Source organism: Paenarthrobacter sp. TE4293 (assembly GCF_050435325.1).
Classification (GTDB): domain Bacteria; phylum Actinomycetota; class Actinomycetes; order Actinomycetales; family Micrococcaceae; genus Arthrobacter; species Arthrobacter nitroguajacolicus_C.
This window is the reverse complement of sequence record NZ_JBNJRY010000007.1, coordinates 15,947-39,242: the sequence shown is the minus strand read 5'-3', so window position 1 is coordinate 39,242 and position 23,296 is coordinate 15,947. Positions and strand designations below refer to the sequence as shown.

Genomic DNA, 23,296 nt, shown 5'->3' with positions numbered 1-23,296 from the left:
AAAGTAGGGTTAGAGAAGATCGTTGAGGTCGTCGACCACCAGCGTGGCGCCGGCGTCGAGCAGGGTTTTCCTGCCGGCGCCGCGGTCCACGCCGATCACCGCGTAAAAGTTGGCGCCCGCGCCGGCCTGCACGCCCGACACGGCATCCTCCACCACGATGCATTCCTCCACGGGCACACCCAGGCGGCTGGCGCCGTAGACATACGTAGCGGGGTCCGGCTTACCTGGAAGTCCGACGGCGGCAGCCACCTGGCCGTCCACCACCACCTCGAAGTGGTGGTCCAGGCCAGCGGCCTTCAGGACCGCGGGTGCGTTCCGGGACGAGGACACGACAGCCACCTTCAAGCCCAGCTCCACCGCTGCATTGATGAACTTGACCGACCCTTCGTACGGCTCAACACCGCGGGAATTCACGATCTCGTTGAAGATTGCATTCTTTCGGTTGCCCAGGCCCTGCACGGTCTCGTTGTCCGGGTCGTCGTGGACAGGTCCCTCGGGCAACGTGATGCCGCGGGAGGCCAGGAAGTCCCGGACACCATCGAAGCGCGGCTTCCCGTCGATGTGATCGAAGTAGTCGCTCTCCTGGTATCCCTGCGGGTGGCCGGCCCCGGCCAGGTAGCCGTCGAAGAGTTCCTGCCACGCATGCTCGTGTACCTCGGCGGTAGGCGTCAGCACGCCGTCGAGATCGAACAACAGCGCCGAAGCGCCCGTCCAGGCATTACGAAGATCAGTCATGTGCAGTATTCCGTTCAGCGCCGATGGCGCGTGGTTTTGCGTTCGATGAGCTTGGTATCGAGCAGGTGGTTGGAGGTTTGTCCACGCCCCGAACGCGGCATCGTCACAATGGGGTGTTCAGTGCTCGAGAGAACGGCCAAGTCCCAATGGCCCAGCCCGGGCAGGTGTTGGGGTGCCTGCCAGGCCGCATGCTCGTCATCGATACCTCTATTGTCCCACGGAACATTTATGGCTCAACCCCTTCCCTGCTCGCCTGACGCCTCCGCGTACGACCCCACCGGGGTCTCCAGCCAAAAGTGTAAGCGCTTACAATTTCGCCATTCAAGAGAGAGCACCCGAATGCGATATTGTGACGCGAATCTCACCCGCGGATTGCTTCCGGACCCGGGATGCCTTCTAATCGTGCGGATTTCAGAGAGGTCAGGCGCCGTTCAGCAGAGCATGACTGTTCAGGACGTAGTACTTCAAGAACGCGCTCACATCCACCAATTCCGGGGGTTCAATCCTGTGGCCCATGCCGGGATAGGTTCGCGCCGTCAAGGCAACGTTGGATTCCAGCCATTCTTCGGTGTGGGCGATCGCGTCCTCGTTGATCACAGGGTCGGCTTTGTCCCGCCCCCAGAAGAACGGCGGTGGAGTGTCGAAGGACTCGCTCAGGGCAAGAAGGTCGTTGTCCAGGACGAACCCCGACAGGCCAACGGTGGCTTTGAAGGCGTGCGGCCGCAAACGGAGCAGCGTGCTCGCCATGGCCATGCCTTGCGAGTAGCCCAGCAGGCTCACGCTGCTGTGGTTGCCCTTGACGGAATTGATCCAGTCGAACACGGAGTTGGTCGACGCAATGACGTCGGCGAAGTCGTTGGTCAGGAAATAGTCCAGCAGGAACCAGCCGTAGTGGTCGCCGATTTCTTTGGGCCCCCTCAGGGCAGCGCAGGTGAACTCGCCGGGAAGATACGGGAAGAGATCCACCATTCGCTGTTCGCTGGTTCCGTAACCGTGCATCATGACCAGCAACGGGGTGCCCTTGCGCTGGTTTTCGGGCTTCGACCACACCACTGAATCCATGGGCAAGAGCCTAGTAGACTGGCGCCATGACTCCGCAGGAACTGGCCAACCTGGCCCATCTGCGGCGCGCCCGCGACTTTATCGACCGCGAGTACGCGCGTCCTTTGGATGTGCCCACCATGGCCGCCGGCGCCCTCATGTCGCCCGCGCATTTTTCCCGACAGTTCAAAGCCGCATACGGCGAATCGCCCTACAACTACCTCATGACCAGGCGGATCGAGCGTGCCATGGCGCTTCTTCGGGCCGGAACCAGCGTCACCGATGCCTGCATGGAAGTCGGCTGTACCTCGCTGGGCTCCTTCAGTACGCGCTTCACCGAGATCGTGGGCATCACCCCCAGCGAATACCGCTCCCGCGAGCACCATGCGGTGAAGGCGATGCCCAATTGCATTGCCAAGCAACACACCAGGCCGGAACGCAACGGACCGCCAAACCTGAGCAGGATTGAAGAAGCGCCCGCGTCATAGCTGCAATAGCGTGTGATTCATGAACATTTCATTGAAGTACGCACACGTAACCGTCAACGATGTCGATGAGTCGCTCGCCTTCTACCGCGATGCCCTGGGCTTTGAGGTTCGGAACGACGTTGGCTCGGACGGCCAGCGCTGGGTCACCATCGGCAGCGATGCCCAGCCCGACCTTGAACTGGTCCTTTCCCCGCCCCACGCCGGGCGCTCACAGGCCGACGGCGACGCCATCCAGGAACTCCTCACCAAGGGCGTCATGCCGATGCTCGTCTTCACCACAGATGATCTCGACTCCACGTTCGAGAAGCTCCGCGCGTCCGGTGCTGAGGTCCTGCAGGAACCGATCGACCAGCCATGGGGACCGCGCGACTGCGCCTTCCGCGACCCCTCCGGCAACATGATCCGCATCAACCAGGGCTGACGGCACGGCTGCTCAGCCAGCCACCACCACACCGACCGTGGTCACAGGCTCAGCAGCCCGGCGTCGGACCGTTCGCCGTCCTGGTGCGTCGACGCTATGGCGGCGGACACGACGTCGGACAGCCGGCGCCGCTGGCCGTAGGCCTGGCGCTGCAACCGTTCGCCGGTTCCGCGGCGGAGAATGTTCGCCACCCCCGCCCGCGCGAGGGCGAGGTCGCCGGCCTCGGTCAAAGCACGGCGAACGTGCCGAAGCAGCGCGCCCGCCACATCCGCAGCGGGATAGGGCCGCTGCTCCAGGGGGTGCAGCAACTGTTGGTTGATGCCGAACCGGCTCGCTTTCCAGTTCGCCATGCGGATGACCGGGGTCAAAATGCTCGACGGCGGCTTGCCCTGCCGCCATTCGGCCGCCGACGTCTCCACCAGGGCACGCGCGATGACCGCGATGGTGAGGGCGTCCTCAGCGTAGAGGCAGACGTCGGCGATGCGCACTTCGACAGTGGGGTGCCCCCTGGAGAGGCGGGCATCGAAATAGATCATGCCCTCATCCAGCGGCACGCCCGTGCCCAAGAGCTCGGACAACATCTCCTGGTAGCCGTCCGCGGAACCGAAGACGTCCATGGGCCCGGCTGTGGGCCATCGGTTCCAGATCTGCGTACGGTAGCTGGCAAAGCCGGTGTCTGCCCCCATCCAAAATGGCGAATTGGCGCTCAAAGCCAGCAGGACCGGCAGCCAGTGCCGCAGGCGGTCCAGCACCGCGACGCCCTCATCGGGCGATTCGATGGACACGTGGACGTGGAAGCCGCAGGTGAGCTGCTCGCGCGAAATCAGACCAAATTCCGTGCCCATTGCCGCATACCGCTGGTTACCCACGGTGGGTGTCGCATGGAACACCGGCGGGGTGGCCAACGCCGCGACGCGCGCACCCACTGCACGCGCGGCCTTGTCCGACAACGCCCGTCCGGCGCGGATTTCGGCCCGAAGTTCGGCTGCTGTGCGGCAGGGACGTGAATTGACTTCGATCTGTTCCTGCTTGAACTCCGACTTCAGCGTCGCTTCCCCGGCATATTCCTCACCGGATCCTTCGCCCCCGCCGCGCGCCTCCCTGTCTGGAGGAGCGGCAACGTCCAGGATGTCGGCAGCCAAGGCCAAAGGCAAGCCGTCCACGGGATCCGCAATCAGCAGTTCCTCTTCAACACCGAACGTACGCATAGCCACCCCTCCCCGCGGTTGGTTATTCAGAGACGGCGGTCATCCAACGTGGCGTGGAACCTCCATTTGGAAACCGCAACGGCAGTGCAGCACCTGTGTCTGCAAGTAGACCTCCAGGAGGCTGGGGCTCGCCGGATCGTCAGTGGTCCGGGGCGCCTCGATCACCCTCTCGGCAGGACGTCCCAGGGTCATGGGATCGCCGCAATGGGTGCAGCTGAACCAGAGTCCCGCTGCTGACGTTGAAAGAAATTCCCGTTGGATCTCAGGCACCAAGGCCTCCAAGCGGACGGAGTGGGCGTAGAAAGTATCGCATTCGCTGCAGGTGTAGCTGACTTCGACCACTTCAGACTGATTCGGTTCTGCTTCCACCACCGTTTCCACGAAGATGTACGAATCAGTGCCGCATACTGTGCACCAAGGCCGCACTCCGGTGTCACCGGTTGCGGATTCAGTCCCTCGCGCGGGCTTCGGGACGGGCAGGGATCCAAGCGTCATTGCCATTCTCCTTTTACTACTCCAAGGAGCCTGCATGATCGCACGCAGCTAACCGGCCGAAAGCGGCCACGGCTGAAAGGTGCAGTTCTTGGACCATCCGGGATGGCACCAGGTGACATGAGGCTCCAAGGGCTATCTGCTTAACCCACCTAAAATGTAGTTCACCAGTGGCGGGCGTCACAAGTCACGGGCTGGTAACGAGCCGTTGACCGCCTTGGCTCAAGCCTCGAAATGGGCCACGGGGGCCTGCTTCGCCACGCTGGTGACCAACGACTCCGCGACAACCCGCAGCTTCTGGTTCCGGGTGCTTGAAGCCTTCTTGAGGAACTGGAAGGCCTCATCCTGGGTGCAGCGGTTCTGCCCCATGATGATGCCGCAGGCCAGGTCTATGACGGTCCGGGACTGCATCGCTTCCTGGAGATCGTCAGCGTGCTGCTGCTTTACGCCTATCCGGACGGCCAACCGCAGCGAGCGCTCAGCCTGGCTTGCGTACAGCTCGCAGTTTTGAATAGTGGCTTCATCGAAGACCCCGGCCTGCGGAGCGAAGAAGTTCAGGGCGGCAGTGGCCCCCTCGTCCAGCTCCACAGGCACGCAGAGAGCCGCCAAATGACCGCGCTCCGCAATGACCGAGCAGTACTCTTTCCACCGTTCCTCGGTTGAAGTGTCGGGAACATGCACAGTGCCATGGCTTCGCATCGCTTCCAGGCACGGCCCATCCCCATAGGCCTGCTGAACTTCGTCGATCAGCCTGGCTTCGTGGGTACTTCCGGCCACCGTTGCGGTGCGACGGCGGCGGCTGAGGGTGATCCCGCAATGGACAGGGATGCCAACGGCTTTGGACACGGCCGCCGCGGAGAACACGGCCAGATCCTCGAGGAATCCGCCCACGTCCTCGCTGTCAATAACAAGGTCCTGCAGCCGCTCAGGCACCGAAACATCGTCAGGCGCTGTGGCGGCATCAGGCAGCGCTAATTCAACGTTCATTTCGTCCATGCTTTAGTTTACGGTCGTCTGGCTTCGCCGTGTCACCCTCGCAGCGAATGGCAACAGAATCCTTGCATATGCGGTGCACCTATGTGCACAATCTAGCTAACAGTCCCCAGAGGACCCAGGCTTTTCAGCTCATGCAGACGGGCGTCCCGCATTTTTTTGATGCAGAGGTACAGACCCATGCCGGCCCAGCCAGCGTCCAGAGTTCCTGACGAAGCCCACCAACCGCCTGACGAGCCCTTGTGGTGCCGGCAGTGCAACACTGACAAGCACCTGCTGGTGAACTCCATCCAGTCGCACTATCCACCCGCGCCCAACATGGTCGAAGTCACCTACGAGTGCCACGTTTGCAAGTACGCTTACCAACAGATCGCCTCCGTTCAAAGAGTGGCGGTGATACTGAACCGACCCGGCGTCTCGCAGGGCGTACTTCAATTCGGCGGCCAGTATCTGCACTGCGGCGAGCCCATGAAGACAAAGAGCTGCGAATTGCGGCGCATCCAGGCACCGCTGGTGCTGCGTCCGGGCGCACAGCTTCGGCTGTACGAGGTCCTGATCAACACCCGGATCCTCGGCTGCCACTGCGGCTTTCGCATGGAGATCCCGGAGTGACGATCAGCCGGCACCAGCCAACACCAGACCATGACGCGCCACAACAGTCCTGAAGCTACCGGGAGGGATAGCATGCACGCAGAATCACACAGGAAAGAGTCGTCGACCACAGGGTCGCAACTGAGGCCTGCAAGCAGGCGCAAGCTCCCCGATCCACCGGATCCGGATAACCTGCCCATTGATTATCGAAGCTCGGACTGGGATTCAGGCCGGTACCCCTCTTCGGTACCGGAGAGCCTGCGACCGGGGCATCGGTCCCATCGAAGGAGCGCCTGACGGTGAGCGAATTCCCTCCGGACCCCTCACATCCCGACCCCACCCACCCTCCCGGGACTGATCCGTCCCGCGAGCCGGGACCTACGCCCGAGCCGGTACCCTTGCCGGAGCCGGGGCCGCCACCCGTCCCGGAACCCACGCCGGGACCGACCGTGCCGTCACCCCCTGAAGGGGGAGAACCGGGAGGGGGAGAACCCGGACAGGGAGAACCGCCGGCTCCCCTGACGTAGGGGCACCGCTAACACCGGATTCCCCTAACACCCGAACACCCGGGCACCCAAAGACCGGATCCTGGCATTACATCCCCCAGTCAGGATCCGAACGAGGGCATGTCGCGCTACAGGGAGCGCGGCATGCCCTTTGGTGTGTCCAGGGCCAACACCGCCCCCCAATCTTTGTTTATGTTGGATTCTATTGACTTCCCCACATAAACAAAGATAGAGTCAAGCAATTCCACATCGTTGTGACAGCAGTCACTGATGTGGCTGCACTGAAAAACTTGGCTTTACCGCAATGGAGGGTAAGTGTTCGCAGAAGAGCGCCAGCAACTGATCTCCGCACTCGTCGCAGAGCGCGGACGGGTGAGCGTTACTGATCTCGCCGACCGTTTCAGCATCACCACTGAGACCATCCGGCGGGACCTCGCGGCCCTCGAAGTCTCCGGAAACCTCAGGCGCGTCCACGGCGGCGCCGTTCCGTCCGACCTCCTAAGCACCCGCGAGGAAAGCATCCTTGAACGTGCCGTCCAACGGCAAGCGGAGAAACTGCGTATTGCGAACGCAGCCCTCGCCCTCATCCCCGAGCTCACCACGGGCAGCATCCTGCTGGACGCTGGTTCCACCACGGAAACCCTGGCGGACCTGCTCGCCCAGCGGGCGCCGTCGGCCAACAAGAACGACGAACTCGTCGTGATCACCCACGCCATTCCCATCGCCGGCAAGCTCTCCTCCACCCCTGGCATAGCACTCCAGATCCTCGGCGGCCGTGTCCGCGGACTGACGCAGGCCGCCGTCGGGCAGTCCACTGTGGAGGCCGCCCGCAGACTTCGCCCGGATATCGCTTTCGTGGGTGCCAACGGCATCCACCCAACCTTCGGGCTCAGCACGCCCGATCCCGAGGAAGCCGCGGTCAAGACCGCCTTCGTCACCTCAGCGCGCCGCGTGGTGGCCCTGGCCGACTCTTCCAAGCTGGACGCCGAAACCCTGGTCCAGTTCGCCACTTTGAAGGATGTTGACACCTTGATTACAGACAGCGAACCCTCCGCGGAACTCGCCGCAGCCCTCGCCGACGCCGGCGTCGACGTGGTGATCGCATGATCGTCACGTTGACCGCCAACCCCAGCCTGGACCGCACGGTCGAGCTGCCCGGCGCGCTGGCCCGCGGCGAAGTGCAACGCGCCGTGGCAGTCCACCAGGAATCCGGCGGAAAAGGTGTCAACGTTTCACGGGCGCTCGTCGCGTCCGGCCTCGACACTCTTGCGGTCCTGCCGGGCGCGGACTCGGATCCGGTGCTTTCCGGACTGCACGACGGCGGCGTGCCGTTTGCGGCGCTCCCCATCGGACAGGCGCTGCGCAGCAATGTCACGCTCACCGAACCGGACGGCGTCACCACCAAGATCAACGAACCCGGCCCGGAATTGAGCGGCGAACAGCAGGAAGCCCTGATCGGGCTGCTGCTGGAACGCTCCCGTGGCGCCAGCTGGGTGGTCCTCGCAGGCTCTCTCCCACCCGGAGTTCCCGCGGATTTCTACGCCACCATCGCGCGTCGGCTCCGGTCGACCGCGGACGGATCGGCCGCGCCAGGCATCGCCATAGACTCCTCCGGGGCGCCGCTCGCGGCAGCTTTGGTGGGCGATGCCCTGGGGAAGCCGGACCTCCTGAAGCCGAACGCGGAAGAGCTCGCAGAGCTTGCCGCCGCCGCAGGTTTCACCAAGGTCGCCACAGCCGACGAGCTGGAAGCGGACCCGGCCGCAGCCGCCCAAGCTGCTGCCGCCGTCGTCGCCAGCGGTGTAGGCGCCGTTCTCGCAACACTCGGGTCCAAAGGGGCAATCCTGGTGACGGCGGACGGAGCGTGGCTCGCCACGCATCCGCCCATCAAAGCCGTCAGCACGGTAGGCGCCGGGGACTCTGCACTGGCCGGATACTTACTGGCTGCAACCCAAGGCGGGTCCGCGCAGGACTGCCTTCGTCAAGCCGTGGCACACGGTGCCGCTGCCGCTTCCCTGCCGGGCTCCACTGTCCCGGCAGTCCACCAAACAACCCCCGACGCCGTAACCATCACGGCCCTCCAAAAGGACTCACAGTGACCCAGCTGATCACACCCCAATTGGTCACCCTCGACCAAAACCTGGGCGACTCCCCCGCCGACGTCATCCGCGTCCTGGCCGGCAAAGTTGCCGACGCCGGCCGTGCTTCCGAGGTCGAAGGGCTCTTCACGGACGCCTTCGCCCGCGAGCAGAAGACCGCGACCGGTGTCCCCGGCGGGATCGCCATCCCGCACTGCCGCTCGGCCGCCGTCACGGAACCGGCACTGGCCATGGCACGGCTGTCCCACAAGGTGGACTTCGGCGCCAAGGACGGCCCGGCGGACCTGATCTTCTTCATCGCAGCACCGGACGGCGCAGACCAGGAACACCTCAAGCTGCTGTCCAAGCTGGCCCGCTCCCTCATCAAGAAGGATTTCACGGCGGCGCTGCGTGCTGCTTCTTCCCCGCAAGAGATCGTGGACCTGGTGGACGGCGCCCTGGCCGACAAGCCTGCAGCTGCGCCTGCACCCGCTGCACCTGCCGCCACTGCTGCCGCCAGCGCGACGGCGACTGCCGCACCAAAGCGAATCGTGGCAGTGACCGCTTGCCCCACGGGCATTGCGCACACCTACATGGCGGCCGACTCCCTTGTAGCCGCCGCGAAGGAAATGGGTGTTGACCTGCAGGTGGAGACCCAGGGTTCCTCCGGCGCCAAGCCGCTGGACCCGGCGGTGATCGCTGCGGCCGACGCGGTGATCTTCGCCGTCGACGTCGACGTTCGCGGCAAGGAGCGCTTCGCCGGCAAGCCGGTGATCAACGCTCCCGTCAAGCGCGGCATCGACGAGCCGGAAAAGATGGTCCATGAGGCACTGGCTGCCGCCGAGGACCCGCACGCACGCCGGGTTCCGCACTTCGGTGCCGAAGAGCAAGCCGCTCGCGCTGAAGACGAGAAGGGCGAGCACATTGGCCAGAAGCTGAAGCGCGCACTCCTCACGGGTGTGAGCTACATGATCCCGTTCGTTGCCGGTGGTGGCCTGCTGATTGCCCTCGGGTTCCTCTTGGGTGGCTATGACATCACTACCGTGGCGGACAAGGTGGTGCTGGAAAACAACTTCGGCAACCTCCCCGAAGGCGGCCTCGCGATCTACCTCGGCGCCGTCCTCTTCAAGATCGGCGCCCTGTCCATGGGCTTCCTGGTCCCTGCGTTGGCCGGCTACATTGCCTACGCCATCGCGGACCGTCCCGGTATCGCCCCGGGCTTCGTTGCCGGTGCCGTATCAGGCTTCATGGGTGCAGGGTTCCTCGGCGGCATCGTCGGTGGCCTCCTGGCCGGGTACATCGCGCATCTGATCGGAACCTGGCAGGTACCCCGCTGGCTCCGCGGCCTGATGCCCGTCGTCATCATCCCGCTGCTTGCCTCCATCGTCGCCTCCGGCTTGATGTTCCTGGTCCTCGGCGGCCCCATCGCCGGCCTCACCGTAGCCCTGAACACGTGGCTCACCGGCATGAGCGGCGCCTCAGCCGTTGTCCTCGGTATCATCCTCGGCCTGATGATGTGCTTCGATCTGGGCGGTCCGGTCAACAAGGTTGCCTACGCCTTCGCAGTTGCCGGCCTGAGCGCGGGCAGCGCAGACAACCAGGCACCGTGGATGATCATGGGCACCGTCATGGCTGCCGGCATGGTTCCGCCGCTGGCCATGGCCTTGGCCACCGCATTGGACAAGAAGGTCTTCACCCTCAACGAGCGTGAAAACGGCAAGGCAGCCTGGTTGCTGGGTGCGTCCTTCATCTCCGAGGGCGCCATCCCGTTCGCCGCCGCAGACCCGCTGCGCGTCATTCCCGCCAGCATGCTGGGCGGTGCCCTCACCGGCGCACTCTGCATGGCTACCGGGGTCACGTCCCAGGCACCCCACGGCGGTTTGTTCGTCTTCTTCGCCATCGGCAACCTGCTGATGTTCGTCATCGCCATTGTCGCAGGCATGATAGTCAGCGCCCTGGCCGTCATCGCCCTCAAGCGCTGGGCCGTCAAGAAGCCGGTGGAGGCAGAACCCGTGCCGGCCACCGCCAGCGTCTGACGTTCCACGGTCTAGACTTCCCACCAAGCCAACCATCACCACAAAGGAGCACCAATGCCTGAACGTACAGCCACCATCGCAAGCCGCGTCGGCCTCCACGCCCGCCCCGCAGCCATCTTCGCTGAGGCTGCCGGAGACCTGGACCTCGACGTCACCATCGCACGTCAGGGAGAGCCTGCCGACGACGCCATGGACGCAGCGAGCATCCTGTCCCTCATGAGCCTGGGAGCCTCCCACGGTGATGTTGTGGTGCTGCGCGCTGAAGGTGAAGGTGCCGATGAAGCACTGGACAGCCTGGTGAAGATCCTGGAAACGGACCACGACGCCGAGTAGGTCCGCACAACCTCAGCGCCATGCAAAGAGCCTGGTGACCCCCGGAAAGGGGTGTCATCAGGCTCTTTGCATGCCCACTTCCATCTACGGGCCGGCGAGTTCGTCAAGATGGCGCGAGAGCACTTGGAGCATCGGATCCGCTTCCGGCAGTTCACCGCTCCACAATCCATGCATCGCGATTCCGTCCAGGAGCGCACGCAAACGCTGGGCTTCATACCCGGAGTCACGTCCCTGGTTGAACTGACCCGCTTCGGCCAGGACCTGGAGGGCGATGTGGCATACGCGATCGACTCCGGCGCTGAGCCGTATCGCGGCAGGACGAAGCGCACTGTCGGTCAGTGAAAGGACGCCGAGCTGGACCTGCGCAACGAGTTCCAGGTGCCGTTCCTTATCGAGGGGAAGCAACTGCAGGAGCAATCCATCAACAAGAGCCCGGCCGGTGAGATCAAGTGCGGCGATTCGGGCTGTGACCCGATCCTCAATGAGTTTCAGGCAGAACTCCCGCAGGGCATGTTGGGTAGCAAAAGCGCGCCTCAGTGAAGCGGCCGCGATGCCCGCTTCCGCTGCCACTCCGCGCACGGAAAGGCCCGAAAGACCATCACGTTCGAGGACACGCAAAGAAGCTTCCGCAATTGCTGCACTGCGCGCCTGTGCATCGATTCTCCGGGGCATGGGTTTCAGCGGGACGGAGTAGCAGCGGGCTCGGCGCGGGCGGCCTTCTTCGGCCAGATCGTGTAGCTCAGGGCCCAGAGGAAATCGATGGCGAAGATGATGCCCAGGATGCGGAAGAAGTCCGAGAGGGCCGCGGTCCGTTCAGCGTCATTCACGAGGAACACGATCGCTCCCAGTGTCGCCGCTGCGATGCCAACCGCCAAGGCAGTGAGGAGCACATCCCGCCAGCATTTGATGGTGTAACGGGTTCCGGTGGGCCGTTCCGGCGCAGGTCCGCCCGCGAACCGGTGCTGGAAATGGGCATCCGCCCAGGCCACCATGCGCTTGCCGTACGCGACAGAGATGCCGATGTAGATCGCAGCAAGTCCGTGGTGCCAGGAGGCCGTACCACCGCCGAGCAAATCGACGGCGACCAAGGCAAGCAGGACGGCATCGATGACCGGAGCAAGGATCAGGAGAGATCCACCCAGCCGGGGACGACGCAGCAGATACCGTGCTGCGAGCCCGCCAAGGATCGCCACCCAGAACGCAACTTCGCACACCACGATTGCCAACAGAATCATTTACGTCCCCCAGACGCCATCCCGCATAAACTTTATTAGTACGAGTGTACTCACAAAATTCCGGAGACCGCCTCGATGGGCTGGGCACAACCCGGGAGACGTGGCTTAGCTCGAGGTTCCGCCGTTCAAGTAGGCAGCGATCGACGCTTCCGTGGGTTTGACGTCCTTGAGCTCCTCCGAGAGGTAGCCCTCGATAATCCGCGGATCCACATACGATGAGCGCGCCACCGAGGGGGTGTTGCCCAGGAGTTCCGAGGCCTCCTTGATGGCCCGCACAATGGCCTGGCGGGGAGTTCCCTTATGGCCGGATTTGATGAGGCACAGGGCCGCGGCCGCGGTGCCCTTCCACGTCCGGAAATCCTTGGACGTATAAGCCTCCCCCGCGATCCCCCGCAGGTAGCCGTTGATCATGGACGCATCCACGGAAACCCACGTGCCGTTGGATTGGTAGGCCAGCAAACGTTCCTTGCCGGGGCGCTCCGCCAGCGGCTCCAGAAAGGCCGCCAGCGCGGGATCGTGGATGGAAGTGTCCCAGAGCTGGCCGCTCTTGCCGGGGAATTTGAGGAAGACGTCGGGCCCCTCCACCCGCGCATGGCGGCAGCGGAGGGTGGTGAGCCCGTAGGAGCCGTTCTGCTTCATATAAACCTCGGACCCGACGCGGAGGGCACCGAGGTCCATGAACCGCACGGCTGCAGCCAGGGTCTGCTGCCGGGGGTCGGTGGCGTCCTGGAGGTGGACGGTCACATTGCGGCGGACCGCTGGAAGCACCAGCCCCAGCTTGGCCGCCCGGATGAACTTTTCGGTGTCCTTCCGCTCCCGCCAACCAGGGTGGTAGATGTATTGGCTCCGCCCGGCGGCATCAACCCCGGTGGCCAGGATGTGGCCGTGCTCGTAGGGACTGATCCACACATCGGTCCATGCAGGCGGGATCGCCAGCGCATTGATGCGCTGGCGATCCTCCTTGCTGACCAAGCTCCCGTCAGGGTGGCGGTAGCTGAATCCCTTCCCAACCTTGCGGCGGACAATGCCGGGCTTGGAAAGGTCACTGCGCTTCAGCCTGGGCATGGTCTATCCGCCCTGTTCGCGATCGTCCCGCTCCGCAGTACCGGCTAGGCCTCGTCCGGGTCCGTCACAGCAGCGCCGGCGTTCATGATTTCCGCGTTGATCATCCAGACCAACTGCTCAAGGCGGGCAATAAACGCGTGCAGCAGGTCCGCCGTCGTGGGATCTTCCTCGTCCACCTCGTCATGGACGTCGCGCATGGTCTGGACAGCGCGTTCCACGCGGTCGGTGACCAGCTTGACGGCGTTCTTGGTGTTGACCAAGCCGGCGGGGAATTCCTCGAGGCGCGTGCCCTTGGCAATGGTGGAGCTGCGGCCGTCAGGGAGCGCGTGGAGGGCCCTCATGCGTTCGGCGGTGTCGTCGGCGAACTGGCGGGTTGCGAGGACGAGCTCATCCAGCTGGAGGTGAAGATCGCGGAAGTTCGGCCCCACGATGTTCCAGTGCGCCTGCTTTCCCTGGAGCTGTAGCTCGATCAGGTCTGTCAGGACGATTTGAAGGTTGTCTGCAAGCTGCTGTGACGCTTTCATGGGTTCCTCTCGTGGACGTTCATGTGAGCGAAAAAATGTGTCGCCGAATATCTCCGGCAACCGCCCAATCATCAGGTGACGACTTCAATAACCCTTTCATAAGGGTGCTTAGTAGTACAATGAGGAGTGTTAGTGTTCACGACTGGCGAACTTCGCTCCCCAACGAAGGGCCGGCCTGTGATAACGGAAAAGGCACTTTGAGGCGGTGGAACGCCTCCAAGTACCGGCATAACTAAATCGAAGTAATCGGAATGCATAGTTGGGAACCGTCGACATTAGTCAACGATTCCCCGGAAAGGAATGTGCTGACCATGAATACGCTTCTGATCATTGCTGGTGTAGTAGCAATTGTTCTTCTCCTTGTCGGCGGCTTCTCCCAAGCCTTGAACTGGTTGCTGTGGGTAGGCGTGGTCCTCCTCGTCGTGGCAGCCATCGGCTGGCTGTTGAGCTTCATGTCGGGCCGCAGGGGTCATACGGTATAGAACCTGACGCCGGGGGTCCGCCCCCGGCGTCACCCATCCCGGCCCCGGGATCAGGCACCTTCCGCGTCGTCCCCGGTTGCCGAGGGCGGCGGAGCTGCATCAGGATCCTTGGGCGTGGGAAACTCGTCGCCCGAAACAGCAGGGACTCCCTGGGCAGGCCGCTCCGGAGTTTCACGCTCATCGCCTTGACCAGGCATCTCTTGTTCGGGGGTAGGCGTGCCATAGCCCCCGGGTTCGCTGTCAGGGTCTACGCGGTGTTCGTCCTGGCTCATGTGTTCCTCCTTGAAAATCCGATGGGGCCCCGATAAGAAGTTCGAGGAATGCTGACAGTTCCGACCGTAGTCCGGTGCCTGGTCGGCGTCCACACAACCCACCACGGAGGTGCGTAGATGGTTGAGCCGGAACAGGTTCCCAGAATCGGCAGGAACGAGTCCACCGAGGAGAGGATGGACCGCAACTGGATGGAGTTGATCCAGGAGCTGCGCGTCCTCCAAACCGGAGTGCAGATCCTGGGCGGCTTCCTGCTGACGTTGCCGTTCCAATCCCGTTTCGAGGAACTGGACGACTGGCAAAGGAACCTTTACCTCTTCAACGTCATGGCGGCAGCACTGACCACCATCCTCATCGTGATCCCCGTCAGCGTTCACCGGCGGCTGTTCCGCCGGGGGCTCAAGGCCACCCTCGTCTCCAGCGCTGACGTGGTCACCAAGTGGGCCCTGGCCGGGGTGGCGCTGTTGATCGTGGGTTCTGCCACGCTGGTCTTCGACTTCACCGCGGGACGCACGGCTGGTCTCATTGCCGGCGGATTCATCATCCTGGTCCTCCTGCTCCTCGTGGTGGGCACGCCCCTGTGGCTGCAGCGCAACGCCATCCGGAGAAACGGCGAGTCAAAGGAAGAGTGAGGAAAATGTTGCGCCCCATCAAGAACCATCCACCGGCGGGTGAAGACAGCAAGCCGACCCGTCATTGGGTCAAGGACCACGGCCTGCTGTTGGTCAATGCCGGCTTGTTCGTGGTGTTCCTCGGAGGAATGATCATTTCCGGAGCCGCTACCTACAGCGAGGAACAGCAGGCGCATGGCCAACCGGCGACTGGCATTTCCGATTTCCTGACGTCGGGAAGCTTCTGGGAAGCCGTCTTCGAGAACTGGGAGTCCGAGTTCCTCCAGATGGCCATGTACGTTGTCCTGACCGTGTTCCTGTTCCAACGTGGCTCCTCGGAGTCGAAGCCTGTGGATAAGGAAGCACCGCAGGACCAGGACCCGCGCGCGGCGGAGAAGTCCGCCAAGACGCCATGGCCGGTGAAGCGCGGCGGCTGGGTCCTCAAGGTCTACGAGCATTCGCTTTCCGGCCTGCTGGGCCTGCTTTTCCTGTTCTCCTTCACCATGCACGCCGTCGGCGGAACCGCCGCCTACAACGAAGAACAGCTCAGCCATGGACTGCCGGAAATTTCCACGTGGGAGTACATGGCCTCCAGCCAGTTCTGGTTCGAATCCTTCCAGAACTGGCAAAGCGAGTTCCTTGCCGTGGCCGTCCTTGTCGGCGCCTCGGTATACCTCCGCGAACGCGGATCCCCTGAGTCCAAACCCGTGGCAGAACCACACCATGAAACCGGCGCCTAGCAGATTCACGATGTCGGGAAAATACCAGGAAAGGACACTGCATCATGCCAGGTAAAAAGAATTCCAGCCTGAAGGATCCCGGGCTCTACGAAGAGCTCCGCGAGGATGGCGCTTCCAAGGAGAAAGCAGCCCGCGTATCCAATGCCGCCGCCCGGCAGGGCCGCAAGGAAGTGGGCCACAAGGGCGGGAAGTCCGGAGATTACGACGATTGGACTGTGGACAAATTAAAGTCACGTGCCAAGGAACTCGGCCTCAAAGGTTATTCAGACAAGAAGAAATCCGACCTCATCTCCATGCTGCGGAATCATTAGTTCCCCAGTACGTACGACGCCGGTTCATGCCTTTTTCTTGGCCCGCGCCTTGGGTTTGCTGGCAGTTTTGCCGGCGGCAGCATCGGCGTCGTCCGCCTTTTCCTTGCCGCGCTTCTTGTCCAGGCTGCGCTTCAGCGCCTCCATGAGGTCGATGACGTCGCCGCCTTCGCCCTCGCCTTCGACCACGCCGAAGGTGGCCTCGGTATCCAAGGCCTCGCCCTTCTCCAGTTTGGCCTCGATCAGCGTCTTCAACTGAACCTGGTAGTCATCCGTGTACTCGTCGGGATCAAAGTCATGGGCCATCGATTCCACCAGGGCCGAGGACATCTCAAGCTCCTTGTCCGAAATCTTGATATCCGTCTCCAGGGAGGGGAATTTGGCTTCCCGGACTTCGTCCCCCCACAACAATGCCTGCAGCAACAAAACATCGCCCCGTACGCGCAACGCCCCCAGCCTGGTCTTTTGACGCAGCGCGTATTGGACGATCGCAATCCTGTCCGTGTCCTCCAGTGTTTGCCGCAGCAGCATGTAGGCCTTGGGCGATTTGGAATCCGGTTCCAGGAAATAGCTGCGCTCGTACATGATGGGGTCCAGTTGCTCGGCGGGGATAAACTCCACCACCTCAATTTCGCGGCTGTTCTCCTCGGGCAGGGACTTCAGTTCGGCCGACGTCAGGACCACGGTGCGGCCTTCTTCTTCGTAGGCTTTGTCGATATCCTCGTACGCCACAACGTCGCCACAAATTTCGCATTTACGCTGGTACCGGATGCGCCCGCCGTCCTTATTGTGGACTTGGTGCAGGCCGATGTCGTGATCCTCCGTGGCACTGTAGAGCTTCACTGGTACGTTGACCAGACCGAACGCGATGGATCCCTTCCAAATGGCCCTCATGCACCCAGTCAACAGCACAACACAGCGGAGGAGAAGAGGTGGCAGGCAAGCAGCAGGAGCGCGTGAACGTGGAAGGCCACGAGCTCACCCTCACCAACCTGGGCAAAATCATCTACCCGGAAACCGGCACCACCAAGGCTGAAGTCCTGGAGTATTACGCCGCCGTCGCCCCTTTCCTCATACCTGCTGCGGCCAACCGGCCAGTGACACGCAAGCGTTGGGTCAACGGCGTGGGAACGGCCGAGCACCCCGGGCAAGTGTTCTTCCAGAAGAACCTTGAAGACTCTGCGCCCAAATGGATCCCCCGCGCCACCATCCACCATTCGGACCACACCAACGACTACCCGATGGTCAACAACCTGGCCACGCTCACGTGGATGGCGCAGATCGCCTCGCTGGAGATCCACGTTCCGCAATGGCAGGTGGACGCCGCCGGAAATCCGCTGCGGCCCGACCGTTTTGTCCTGGACCTCGATCCCGGTCCCGGCGCCGGCCTCCCGGAATGCGTCGAAGTGGCCAAGCTGGCCCGCTCCATCCTGCAGGACATGGGCATGGATCCGGTCCCTGTCACCAGCGGCAGCAAAGGTATCCACCTCTACACCGGCCTCGACGGGACGCTGAAGTCCGAGCAGGTTTCCGCCTTCGCCCACGAACTCGCCCGCGCCTTGGAGTCCGACCACCCGGAGCTGGTGGTCAGCGACATGAAGAAGTCCCTCCGCAAAGGCAAGGTTTTGGTGGACTGGAGCCAGAACAGCGGAAACAAAACCACCATTGTTCCCTACTCCTTGCGTGGCCGCGCGTTCCCTACTGTGGCGGCCCCGCGCACATGGCGGGAGCTCGCCTCACCGTCGCTGGACCACCTCGACTACACGACGGTGATGAAGCGGGTCCGCACCGGCAAAGACCACTTCGCGCCGATTTCCGAACGGCACCTGCCGCCGCACGGGGAGGATGAGAAGGACGACGGCGGCCCTGCCGCAGGCTCGGGCACAGGCAGTTCGGGCACCCCGCGGGAACGGGTGGTGACGGTCGAGAACCGCCTCGCCAAATACGTCGGGATGCGCGATCCGGACAAAACCCCGGAACCCTTCCCGTCGTCGTCGGCCGCTTCTTCGGCGCCGCGGCCCGGCGGCTCCTCGTCCGACCAACCGAAGCCCGGCGATCCGACGCCACCGGGCGGCATCTTTGTCATCCAGGAGCACCATGCCCGCCGCTACCACCTGGATTTCCGGTTGGAACACGACGGCGTCCTGGTCTCGTGGGCGCTCCCCCGGGGTGTTCCGGAAACACCGGAGCGCAACAACCTGGCCGTTCACACCGAAGACCACCCGATGGACTACGCGAACTTCGCCGGCGTCATCCCCAAGGGCGAATACGGCGCCGGAACAGTCAGCATCTGGGACCGCGGCCACTACACGTGCGAGAAATGGCGCGACGGCAAAGAGGTCATTGCCACCCTGACCGGTGAGCCGGGCGGTGGTTTGCATGGCACCAAGCGGTTTGCGCTCATCAATACGGGCCAGAACTGGCTGATCCACCTGATGAAGGAACAACCGGGAGGCCGGCCTGCCACGCCGCCCAAGGAAGCGAAAGCAGCGCCGGCCAAGCCATCCGCTCCCCAAGCCATGCCGGACTACAGCCCAATGCTGGCCACCTCGGGGGACATCGCAGACCTCCACGGTGACTCTTGGTTGTATGAACTGAAGTGGGACGGAATCCGGGCGATCATTACAGGAACCGAGGGCAGGATCCGCCTCATGAGCCGTAACGGGAACGACCTCACGGCCACGTACCCGGAACTCACCGACCGTGGGTGCTGGCCTGAGGGCGACTTCGTGGCGGACGGTGAAATCGTGGCGCTCGGCAAGGGCTCCCGGCCCGATTTTGGTCGGCTGCAACTCCGGATGAACCTGGTGAAAACCGCCGACATCGAGCGCGCACGGGCATCGGTTCCGGTGCAGCTGATGCTGTTCGACCTTCTGTACGACGGCGGCACGGACCTGAGCGGGCTGCCTTTCCACGAGCGCCGCGAGAGGTTGTCGGGCTTTGCGGAGCGCTTACGTCCAGGCTGCCCTCTCCATCTGTCTGCCGTCCTGGACCACGATGTGGAAGACCTGATGGCCAGCGCCGCCGAGCTGGGCCTGGAAGGTGTCATGGCGAAAAAGGCCGATGCCCGCTACGTAGTTGGGCGCCGGAGCAGGTCCTGGCTCAAGCTGAAGCTGGAACAGAGCCAGGAAGTGGTGGTGGGTGGGTGGCGTCCCGGCGCGGGCGCCCGAAGCGGGACGTTCGGCTCCCTGCTGTTGGGCATCCCGGACGGCGACAAGCTGCACTATGTGGGCAGGGTGGGCAGCGGCTTCAAGGATTGGCAGTTGCGCGACATCATGGAGAACCTGGAGCCTCGGGTGGCCGCTGATTCCCCCTTCGCGGACATCCCCCGCGAGGATGCGGCGGGCGCCACATGGGTGAGCCCCGATCTTGTGGCGGAGGTGACGTTCGGGGAATGGACGGGCCCGGGCCGGCTCCGGCATCCCGTGTGGCGCGGGTGGCGGCCGGACAAGTCCCCCGAAGACGTGAGCCAGCCCAACTAAGTGACAGGTAACGCTGCATTGAGGGTTCAACAGGGCGTTTGCTGCTACTCAGTTGGGCTGGCTGCGCGGGTGATACCGGTTCAGGAGGAGGCTTAGGAGGAGTGCGGCATCTGCGGGCGGCTGGTCCTGTGGATTGCCGTGACAGCTGCTCCCTGGCCCATCCGGCCGTGGGCTTGGTCGCGATCCTTCGGGTGCCGGTGCTTGCCGTTTCCGTCCGGCCATTGCCGGGGCTGGTCCGTACCGAGAGCCACCGCGATGGTGGCCGGTTCGGGCATCGGAGCCATATCCATGGACTCCACCAAGTGGCTTGCTACCTCAGGGTTGATGTTGTCGGCTTCATGGTTCGCAGTCATGGTTCTTCCTTTCCAGATGGAATGAAGGGATTTCAATACTAGGTGCGATGAAGACTCTTGTCTGCAGGAATTTCCTGGCCCCAGGGCCTACCAGCGGACCTTCTTCTCTGTCTTGGCGCGCTTGCCGCTGGCCGACGTGGGCTTGTGGCCTTTGCCGGTGCTTTGCCAGCCGGCAGGAGCGCCCCCACCGGACTTGCTGGCGAGCATGGCTTTCTGCGGGTCGGTCAGTTTCGACTTGATGCCGCCTGAAGCCGGGGCCTGGGCAGCGGTTTCAGGGGTGGTGTTGTCAGGTGTGGCGTTGTCGGAAGGGTTGGCAGTCATACGTGGACTCCTCAAGGTGTGAGTCCTGGAGAGACACGTGTCCCATGACGTTGCGGTTCGGGAAAAAAGGCTTCGGCGACAGGAACGGCATGGAGGCATGGCCTCAACAGGCGTGGATTTTTGTCTGGTGAAACGCGGCTGCGTGCTTCTTACGGAAGAGGCGCCGGTCTACTCAAAAATCAGTGTTCCCATGCGTCATACCCTAACCAAAAACAGAGAACTTTGTGAACCCCTTGGCTAGCATGTCCATCATGATCCGGGGATCCGACGTTGCCACCACCTTGCGCGCGGCCGGCTGTGTGTTTGCCGAGGACGAGGCCCACCTCCTCATCGAGGCCGCCCGCGATGCTGAGGAGCTCAACCATCTGGTGGAACAACGGGTCAGCGGACGGCCCCTTGAACATCTTCTTGGCTGGGCGGAGTTCTGCGGGAAGCGCATGGCCGTAGGGCCTGGAGTGTTCGTGCCGCGTCGTCGCACGGAGTTCCTGGTGCGCCAGGCGGCCATGATCGCCGCGCCCGGTGCCGTCGTCGTCGACCTCTGCTGTGGTTCCGGCGCGCTGGGAGCCGCGGTGAGCGACCTGCTGGGCACCTGCACGTTGCACGCAGCGGACATCGATCCGGCAGCGGTCCGCTGCGCGCGACGCAACGTGGAGCCCCGTGGCGGAACCGTCCACCGCGGCGACCTTTATGCAGCCCTCCCCGATGAACTTATGGGGCGCGTTGACGTCCTGCTGGCGAATGCGCCGTATGTTCCTACGGAGTCCATCGGACTGATGCCCCCGGAGGCTCGCCTCCACGAGCCGAGGGCAGCGCTCGACGGCGGCACTGACGGTTTGGCTGTCCAGCGTCGCGTAGCGCAGGGGGCGGCACAGTGGCTGGCGCCCGGCGGTGTCCTCCTGGTCGAAACCTCGGCAGCTCAAGCCGCTGAAACAGCCCGTCTCCTGATAGAGGCCGGACTGCTGGCCACGGTGGTTTCGGACGACGGGCTGGACGCGACGGTGGTGCTGGGTTCGGTCCGATCCATCAGTTTTTGACCCCTATTACGCCCCCTTTCGTGGGCTTCGCTAAACAATTTGGTAACAACGCGCTTAGCAGGGCAAAAACGGGCGGACATCCGCATGATTGCAGGGCAAAACCGGGCAATGAGATGCAACACAGCTAGGCAATTTGCACCCCTAAAAGGCCTAAAAATCCGATCTCAACTCGGGTTTTCGCCCCAAAACGCGTAAAATTGAAACCCTGCCCAGAGCGGGGCAGCAGAAGTCGCAAGCAAATGACCTCCCTAGGAGTAGCCCAAATGCCCATAGACCAAAGCAAGTCCGTCTCTCCGGATGGCGCAAGGAACGCCACCGGAAACCAGGAACCGGCAGCCCCCACGGGCGCCGCAAACGCAGTAAAGAACGCAACGAAGAAAACGAAGCTTCGCCCGAAGCGCCGGCTCAAAGAGTCCGACGTCAACGTGGTGGACAAGCCGATGCTGCGCAAAGCACTCGGCGGCACGATCGTCGGCAACACCATGGAGTGGTACGACGTCGGCGTGTTCGGATACCTCATCACCACCATGGGCCCTGTCTTCCTGCCGGAAGCAGACAAGTCCGTCCAGACACTCTTCCTTCTGGGCACCTTCGCCGCAACATTCATCGCGCGCCCCCTCGGTGGCGTCGTCTTCGGTTGGCTCGGCGATAAGGTAGGCCGCCAGAAGGTCCTCGCAGCAACACTGATGCTGATGGCGGCAAGTACGTTCGCCGTCGGCCTCCTTCCCGGCTACGCGCAGATCGGCATCTGGGCCGCCGCGTTGCTGGTGATCCTGAAGCTCATCCAGGGCTTCTCCACCGGTGGCGAGTACGCCGGTGCCACGACTTTCGTCAGCGAGTACGCCCCGGACAAGCGCCGTGGCTACTTTGCCAGCTTCCTGGACATGGGCAGCTACATTGGCTTCGCCCTTGGCGCCGCCCTGGTTTCGGTCCTGCAGCTCACGCTCGGACAGGCAGCAATGGAGGACTGGGGTTGGAGGATTCCGTTCCTGATTGCTGGTCCGCTGGGCCTGATTGCGGTGTACTTCCGTAGCAAGATCGAGGAATCCCCGCAGTTCCAGGCAACCCTGGACGCCCAGGAAGCCTCTGCCAAGGATGCAGCCTCGCAGGATGCTGCTGTCGCCAAGGGACCCATCGGTATCGTCAAGGCCTACTGGCGCCAGATCGTGCTGGCCATGATCCTCGCAGCCGCAGCCAACACCGTTGGTTACGCCTTGACCTCCTACATGCCTACATACCTCACGGATTCCAAGGGTTACGATCCCGTCCACGGCACGCTGCTGACCATTCCGGTCCTGGTGATCATGGCCGTGTGCATCCCGCTGACCGGTAAGCTCTCGGACCGCATTGGCCGCCGCCCCGTGTTGTGGGTTGGTGCAGGCAGCACCATCGTCTTCTCGGTTCCGGCCTTCATGCTGATCGGCATCGGTGAGATCTGGTCCACGCTGGCCGGCCTGGCACTGATCGCTTTCCCGGTGACGTTCTACATCGCCAACCTGGCCTCGGCCCTCCCCGCGCTGTTCCCGACGTCCAGCCGTTATGGCGGCATGGGCATCGCTTACAACTTCTCGGTCGCGATTTTCGGCGGAACCACGCCGTTCATCGTGCAGGGCCTGATCGAGGGCACCGGCGATGACATGATGCCGGCGTACTACCTGATGGCCACGTCCATCGTCGGTGCGATTGCCATCTACTTCCTGCGTGAATCCGCCCAGCGTCCGCTGCCGGGCTCCATGCCCAGCGTGGACACCCAGGCTGAAGCGCGCGAGCTCGTAGCCACTCAGGACACCAACCCGCTCATCAACCTGGACGAAATGCCGTTCGACGGCCAGCCGATCGATGATGCCGTGTTTGGCAAAGGCGACAAGGACCTGACCCCCGCTTAGGAACTCATTGCCTGCAACTTCTGCGCAGCCATTCAGCTAGTTCGCGGCACCTTGCCGCCCACCGTA

The 23,296-nt window shown here is 63.2% G+C and carries 27 protein-coding genes; 14 read left to right on the top strand and 13 right to left on the bottom strand.

All coding sequences use genetic code 11. The features are described 5' to 3' along the window. Window positions 1-9: 9 nt before the first annotated feature. Both QF015_RS14805 and QF015_RS14800 read right to left on the bottom strand, forming a co-directional pair. Window positions 10-735, bottom strand: coding sequence for an HAD family hydrolase (locus QF015_RS14805; RefSeq protein WP_310203521.1), 726 nt, complete (start codon window positions 733-735; stop codon window positions 10-12). A gap of 420 nt (window positions 736-1,155) precedes the next feature. Continuing rightward, a complete protein-coding gene (locus QF015_RS14800; protein WP_310203527.1) occupies window positions 1,156-1,797 on the bottom strand; it encodes an alpha/beta hydrolase in 642 nt (213 codons plus the stop codon). 26 nt (window positions 1,798-1,823) lie between these two features. Here QF015_RS14800 and QF015_RS14795 point away from each other — a divergent pair, with 26 nt between their 5' ends. Together QF015_RS14795 and QF015_RS14790 are read left to right on the top strand one after the other, a co-directional pair. Further along, window positions 1,824-2,264, top strand: a complete 441-nt coding sequence (locus tag QF015_RS14795; protein ID WP_310203530.1) for a helix-turn-helix transcriptional regulator — start codon at window positions 1,824-1,826, stop codon at window positions 2,262-2,264. A 19-nt stretch (window positions 2,265-2,283) separates the two neighbouring features. Further along, the gene (locus tag QF015_RS14790) at window positions 2,284-2,685 is read left to right on the top strand and encodes a VOC family protein (protein ID WP_310203534.1); all 402 of its coding nucleotides are present in this window, start codon (window positions 2,284-2,286) and stop codon (window positions 2,683-2,685) included. A gap of 41 nt (window positions 2,686-2,726) precedes the next feature. Here the strand turns inward: QF015_RS14790 and QF015_RS14785 are convergent, their stop codons facing one another. From QF015_RS14785 to QF015_RS14775, 3 genes are all read right to left on the bottom strand, one after another. After that, complete coding sequence (locus tag QF015_RS14785) at window positions 2,727-3,893, bottom strand: glutamate--cysteine ligase 2 (RefSeq protein ID WP_429389910.1); 1,167 nt, start codon at window positions 3,891-3,893, stop codon at window positions 2,727-2,729. A gap of 39 nt (window positions 3,894-3,932) precedes the next feature. Further along, the gene (locus QF015_RS14780; RefSeq protein ID WP_310203540.1) at window positions 3,933-4,388 is read right to left on the bottom strand and encodes a hypothetical protein; all 456 of its coding nucleotides are present in this window, start codon (window positions 4,386-4,388) and stop codon (window positions 3,933-3,935) included. Window positions 4,389-4,607: 219 nt separating this feature from the next. Then, entirely contained in the window at window positions 4,608-5,381 is a 774-nt protein-coding gene (locus QF015_RS14775) for a GAF and ANTAR domain-containing protein (RefSeq protein ID WP_310203543.1), read from the bottom strand. 177 nt (window positions 5,382-5,558) lie between these two features. Here QF015_RS14775 and QF015_RS14770 point away from each other — a divergent pair, with 177 nt between their 5' ends. From QF015_RS14770 to QF015_RS14750, 5 genes are all read left to right on the top strand, one after another. Continuing rightward, window positions 5,559-5,990, top strand: a complete 432-nt coding sequence (locus tag QF015_RS14770; protein ID WP_310203546.1) for a hypothetical protein — start codon at window positions 5,559-5,561, stop codon at window positions 5,988-5,990. Window positions 5,991-6,790: 800 nt separating this feature from the next. Continuing rightward, window positions 6,791-7,582: a DeoR/GlpR family DNA-binding transcription regulator gene (locus tag QF015_RS14765; RefSeq protein WP_310203551.1), complete on the top strand. Its 792-nt coding sequence runs from the start codon at window positions 6,791-6,793 to the stop codon at window positions 7,580-7,582. Further along, window positions 7,579-8,571: a 1-phosphofructokinase family hexose kinase gene (locus QF015_RS14760; RefSeq protein ID WP_310203554.1), complete on the top strand. Its 993-nt coding sequence runs from the start codon at window positions 7,579-7,581 to the stop codon at window positions 8,569-8,571. Before QF015_RS14765 ends, QF015_RS14760 begins: the two co-directional genes overlap by 4 nt. Further along, window positions 8,568-10,586, top strand: a complete 2,019-nt coding sequence (locus tag QF015_RS14755; RefSeq protein ID WP_429389906.1) for a PTS fructose transporter subunit IIABC — start codon at window positions 8,568-8,570, stop codon at window positions 10,584-10,586. The genes QF015_RS14760 and QF015_RS14755 overlap by 4 nt, the downstream gene beginning before the upstream one ends. 54 nt (window positions 10,587-10,640) lie before the next feature. Beyond that, entirely contained in the window at window positions 10,641-10,919 is a 279-nt protein-coding gene (locus tag QF015_RS14750) for an HPr family phosphocarrier protein (RefSeq protein WP_310203560.1), read from the top strand. Between the two features lie 84 nt (window positions 10,920-11,003). Here QF015_RS14750 and QF015_RS14745 read toward each other — a convergent pair whose 3' ends face one another. From QF015_RS14745 to QF015_RS14730, 4 genes are all read right to left on the bottom strand, one after another. Then, entirely contained in the window at window positions 11,004-11,591 is a 588-nt protein-coding gene (locus QF015_RS14745) for a TetR/AcrR family transcriptional regulator (RefSeq protein ID WP_310203563.1), read from the bottom strand. 5 nt (window positions 11,592-11,596) lie between these two features. Continuing rightward, window positions 11,597-12,154 carry a hypothetical protein gene (locus QF015_RS14740; protein ID WP_310203566.1) on the bottom strand — a complete coding sequence of 186 codons (558 nt, stop codon included), beginning with the start codon at window positions 12,152-12,154 and terminating at the stop codon, window positions 11,597-11,599. A gap of 105 nt (window positions 12,155-12,259) precedes the next feature. Beyond that, window positions 12,260-13,219: a DNA topoisomerase IB gene (locus tag QF015_RS14735; RefSeq protein ID WP_429389903.1), complete on the bottom strand. Its 960-nt coding sequence runs from the start codon at window positions 13,217-13,219 to the stop codon at window positions 12,260-12,262. A 44-nt stretch (window positions 13,220-13,263) separates the two neighbouring features. Beyond that, window positions 13,264-13,743, bottom strand: coding sequence for a Dps family protein (locus QF015_RS14730; protein ID WP_189021203.1), 480 nt, complete (start codon window positions 13,741-13,743; stop codon window positions 13,264-13,266). Between the two features lie 311 nt (window positions 13,744-14,054). Between QF015_RS14730 and QF015_RS14725 the strand changes: the two genes are divergently transcribed. Beyond that, window positions 14,055-14,225: a hypothetical protein gene (locus QF015_RS14725; RefSeq protein ID WP_167332885.1), complete on the top strand. Its 171-nt coding sequence runs from the start codon at window positions 14,055-14,057 to the stop codon at window positions 14,223-14,225. A 50-nt stretch (window positions 14,226-14,275) separates the two neighbouring features. Here QF015_RS14725 and QF015_RS14720 read toward each other — a convergent pair whose 3' ends face one another. Beyond that, window positions 14,276-14,497: a hypothetical protein gene (locus QF015_RS14720; RefSeq protein ID WP_429389900.1), complete on the bottom strand. Its 222-nt coding sequence runs from the start codon at window positions 14,495-14,497 to the stop codon at window positions 14,276-14,278. A gap of 117 nt (window positions 14,498-14,614) precedes the next feature. Here QF015_RS14720 and QF015_RS14715 point away from each other — a divergent pair, with 117 nt between their 5' ends. The 3 genes from QF015_RS14715 to QF015_RS14705 are packed head-to-tail and all read left to right on the top strand — an operon-like array spanning window position 14,615 to window position 16,157. Further along, window positions 14,615-15,127, top strand: a complete 513-nt coding sequence (locus QF015_RS14715; RefSeq protein ID WP_310203580.1) for a DUF6328 family protein — start codon at window positions 14,615-14,617, stop codon at window positions 15,125-15,127. Window positions 15,128-15,132: 5 nt separating this feature from the next. Beyond that, window positions 15,133-15,846 carry a DUF6766 family protein gene (locus QF015_RS14710; protein WP_429389897.1) on the top strand — a complete coding sequence of 238 codons (714 nt, stop codon included), beginning with the start codon at window positions 15,133-15,135 and terminating at the stop codon, window positions 15,844-15,846. Window positions 15,847-15,890: 44 nt separating this feature from the next. Continuing rightward, window positions 15,891-16,157 carry a DUF7218 family protein gene (locus QF015_RS14705; protein ID WP_310203586.1) on the top strand — a complete coding sequence of 89 codons (267 nt, stop codon included), beginning with the start codon at window positions 15,891-15,893 and terminating at the stop codon, window positions 16,155-16,157. 24 nt (window positions 16,158-16,181) lie between these two features. Here the strand turns inward: QF015_RS14705 and QF015_RS14700 are convergent, their stop codons facing one another. Next, window positions 16,182-17,048 carry a Ku protein gene (locus QF015_RS14700; protein WP_310203589.1) on the bottom strand — a complete coding sequence of 289 codons (867 nt, stop codon included), beginning with the start codon at window positions 17,046-17,048 and terminating at the stop codon, window positions 16,182-16,184. 38 nt (window positions 17,049-17,086) lie between these two features. Here QF015_RS14700 and QF015_RS14695 point away from each other — a divergent pair, with 38 nt between their 5' ends. Beyond that, window positions 17,087-19,636, top strand: a complete 2,550-nt coding sequence (locus tag QF015_RS14695) for an ATP-dependent DNA ligase (protein ID WP_429389895.1) — start codon at window positions 17,087-17,089, stop codon at window positions 19,634-19,636. A gap of 92 nt (window positions 19,637-19,728) precedes the next feature. On the opposite strand, the gene QF015_RS14690 is transcribed toward QF015_RS14695, so the two are convergent. Next, window positions 19,729-19,989: a hypothetical protein gene (locus QF015_RS14690; protein ID WP_310203596.1), complete on the bottom strand. Its 261-nt coding sequence runs from the start codon at window positions 19,987-19,989 to the stop codon at window positions 19,729-19,731. An 87-nt stretch (window positions 19,990-20,076) separates the two neighbouring features. Further along, a complete protein-coding gene (locus QF015_RS14685; RefSeq protein WP_429389892.1) occupies window positions 20,077-20,310 on the bottom strand; it encodes a hypothetical protein in 234 nt (77 codons plus the stop codon). 251 nt (window positions 20,311-20,561) lie between these two features. Here QF015_RS14685 and QF015_RS14680 point away from each other — a divergent pair, with 251 nt between their 5' ends. After that, window positions 20,562-21,344 carry a putative protein N(5)-glutamine methyltransferase gene (locus QF015_RS14680; RefSeq protein WP_429389890.1) on the top strand — a complete coding sequence of 261 codons (783 nt, stop codon included), beginning with the start codon at window positions 20,562-20,564 and terminating at the stop codon, window positions 21,342-21,344. Window positions 21,345-21,607: 263 nt separating this feature from the next. After that, entirely contained in the window at window positions 21,608-23,230 is a 1,623-nt protein-coding gene (locus tag QF015_RS14675) for an MFS transporter (protein WP_310203605.1), read from the top strand. Window positions 23,231-23,296 lie beyond the last annotated feature (66 nt).

What these genes read in the sequence shown, in the direction of transcription:
- QF015_RS14805 (WP_310203521.1), bottom strand. Translation starts at nt 735, where the DNA reads ATGACTGATCTTCGTAATGCCTGGACGGGCGCTTCGGCGCTGTTGTTC.
- QF015_RS14800 (WP_310203527.1), bottom strand. Translation starts at nt 1,797, where the DNA reads ATGGATTCAGTGGTGTGGTCGAAGCCCGAAAACCAGCGCAAGGGCACC.
- QF015_RS14795 (WP_310203530.1), top strand. Translation starts at nt 1,824, where the DNA reads ATGACTCCGCAGGAACTGGCCAACCTGGCCCATCTGCGGCGCGCCCGC.
- QF015_RS14790 (WP_310203534.1), top strand. Translation starts at nt 2,284, where the DNA reads ATGAACATTTCATTGAAGTACGCACACGTAACCGTCAACGATGTCGAT.
- QF015_RS14785 (WP_429389910.1), bottom strand. Translation starts at nt 3,893, where the DNA reads ATGCGTACGTTCGGTGTTGAAGAGGAACTGCTGATTGCGGATCCCGTG.
- QF015_RS14780 (WP_310203540.1), bottom strand. Translation starts at nt 4,388, where the DNA reads ATGACGCTTGGATCCCTGCCCGTCCCGAAGCCCGCGCGAGGGACTGAA.
- QF015_RS14775 (WP_310203543.1), bottom strand. Translation starts at nt 5,381, where the DNA reads ATGGACGAAATGAACGTTGAATTAGCGCTGCCTGATGCCGCCACAGCG.
- QF015_RS14770 (WP_310203546.1), top strand. Translation starts at nt 5,559, where the DNA reads ATGCCGGCCCAGCCAGCGTCCAGAGTTCCTGACGAAGCCCACCAACCG.
- QF015_RS14760 (WP_310203554.1), top strand. Translation starts at nt 7,579, where the DNA reads ATGATCGTCACGTTGACCGCCAACCCCAGCCTGGACCGCACGGTCGAG.
- QF015_RS14750 (WP_310203560.1), top strand. Translation starts at nt 10,641, where the DNA reads ATGCCTGAACGTACAGCCACCATCGCAAGCCGCGTCGGCCTCCACGCC.
- QF015_RS14745 (WP_310203563.1), bottom strand. Translation starts at nt 11,591, where the DNA reads ATGCCCCGGAGAATCGATGCACAGGCGCGCAGTGCAGCAATTGCGGAA.
- QF015_RS14740 (WP_310203566.1), bottom strand. Translation starts at nt 12,154, where the DNA reads ATGATTCTGTTGGCAATCGTGGTGTGCGAAGTTGCGTTCTGGGTGGCG.
- QF015_RS14735 (WP_429389903.1), bottom strand. Translation starts at nt 13,219, where the DNA reads ATGCCCAGGCTGAAGCGCAGTGACCTTTCCAAGCCCGGCATTGTCCGC.
- QF015_RS14730 (WP_189021203.1), bottom strand. Translation starts at nt 13,743, where the DNA reads ATGAAAGCGTCACAGCAGCTTGCAGACAACCTTCAAATCGTCCTGACA.
- QF015_RS14725 (WP_167332885.1), top strand. Translation starts at nt 14,055, where the DNA reads ATGAATACGCTTCTGATCATTGCTGGTGTAGTAGCAATTGTTCTTCTC.
- QF015_RS14720 (WP_429389900.1), bottom strand. Translation starts at nt 14,497, where the DNA reads ATGAGCCAGGACGAACACCGCGTAGACCCTGACAGCGAACCCGGGGGC.
- QF015_RS14715 (WP_310203580.1), top strand. Translation starts at nt 14,615, where the DNA reads ATGGTTGAGCCGGAACAGGTTCCCAGAATCGGCAGGAACGAGTCCACC.
- QF015_RS14710 (WP_429389897.1), top strand. Translation starts at nt 15,133, where the DNA reads ATGTTGCGCCCCATCAAGAACCATCCACCGGCGGGTGAAGACAGCAAG.
- QF015_RS14705 (WP_310203586.1), top strand. Translation starts at nt 15,891, where the DNA reads ATGCCAGGTAAAAAGAATTCCAGCCTGAAGGATCCCGGGCTCTACGAA.
- QF015_RS14700 (WP_310203589.1), bottom strand. Translation starts at nt 17,048, where the DNA reads ATGAGGGCCATTTGGAAGGGATCCATCGCGTTCGGTCTGGTCAACGTA.
- QF015_RS14690 (WP_310203596.1), bottom strand. Translation starts at nt 19,989, where the DNA reads ATGACTGCGAACCATGAAGCCGACAACATCAACCCTGAGGTAGCAAGC.
- QF015_RS14685 (WP_429389892.1), bottom strand. Translation starts at nt 20,310, where the DNA reads ATGACTGCCAACCCTTCCGACAACGCCACACCTGACAACACCACCCCT.
- QF015_RS14680 (WP_429389890.1), top strand. Translation starts at nt 20,562, where the DNA reads ATGATCCGGGGATCCGACGTTGCCACCACCTTGCGCGCGGCCGGCTGT.
- QF015_RS14675 (WP_310203605.1), top strand. Translation starts at nt 21,608, where the DNA reads ATGCCCATAGACCAAAGCAAGTCCGTCTCTCCGGATGGCGCAAGGAAC.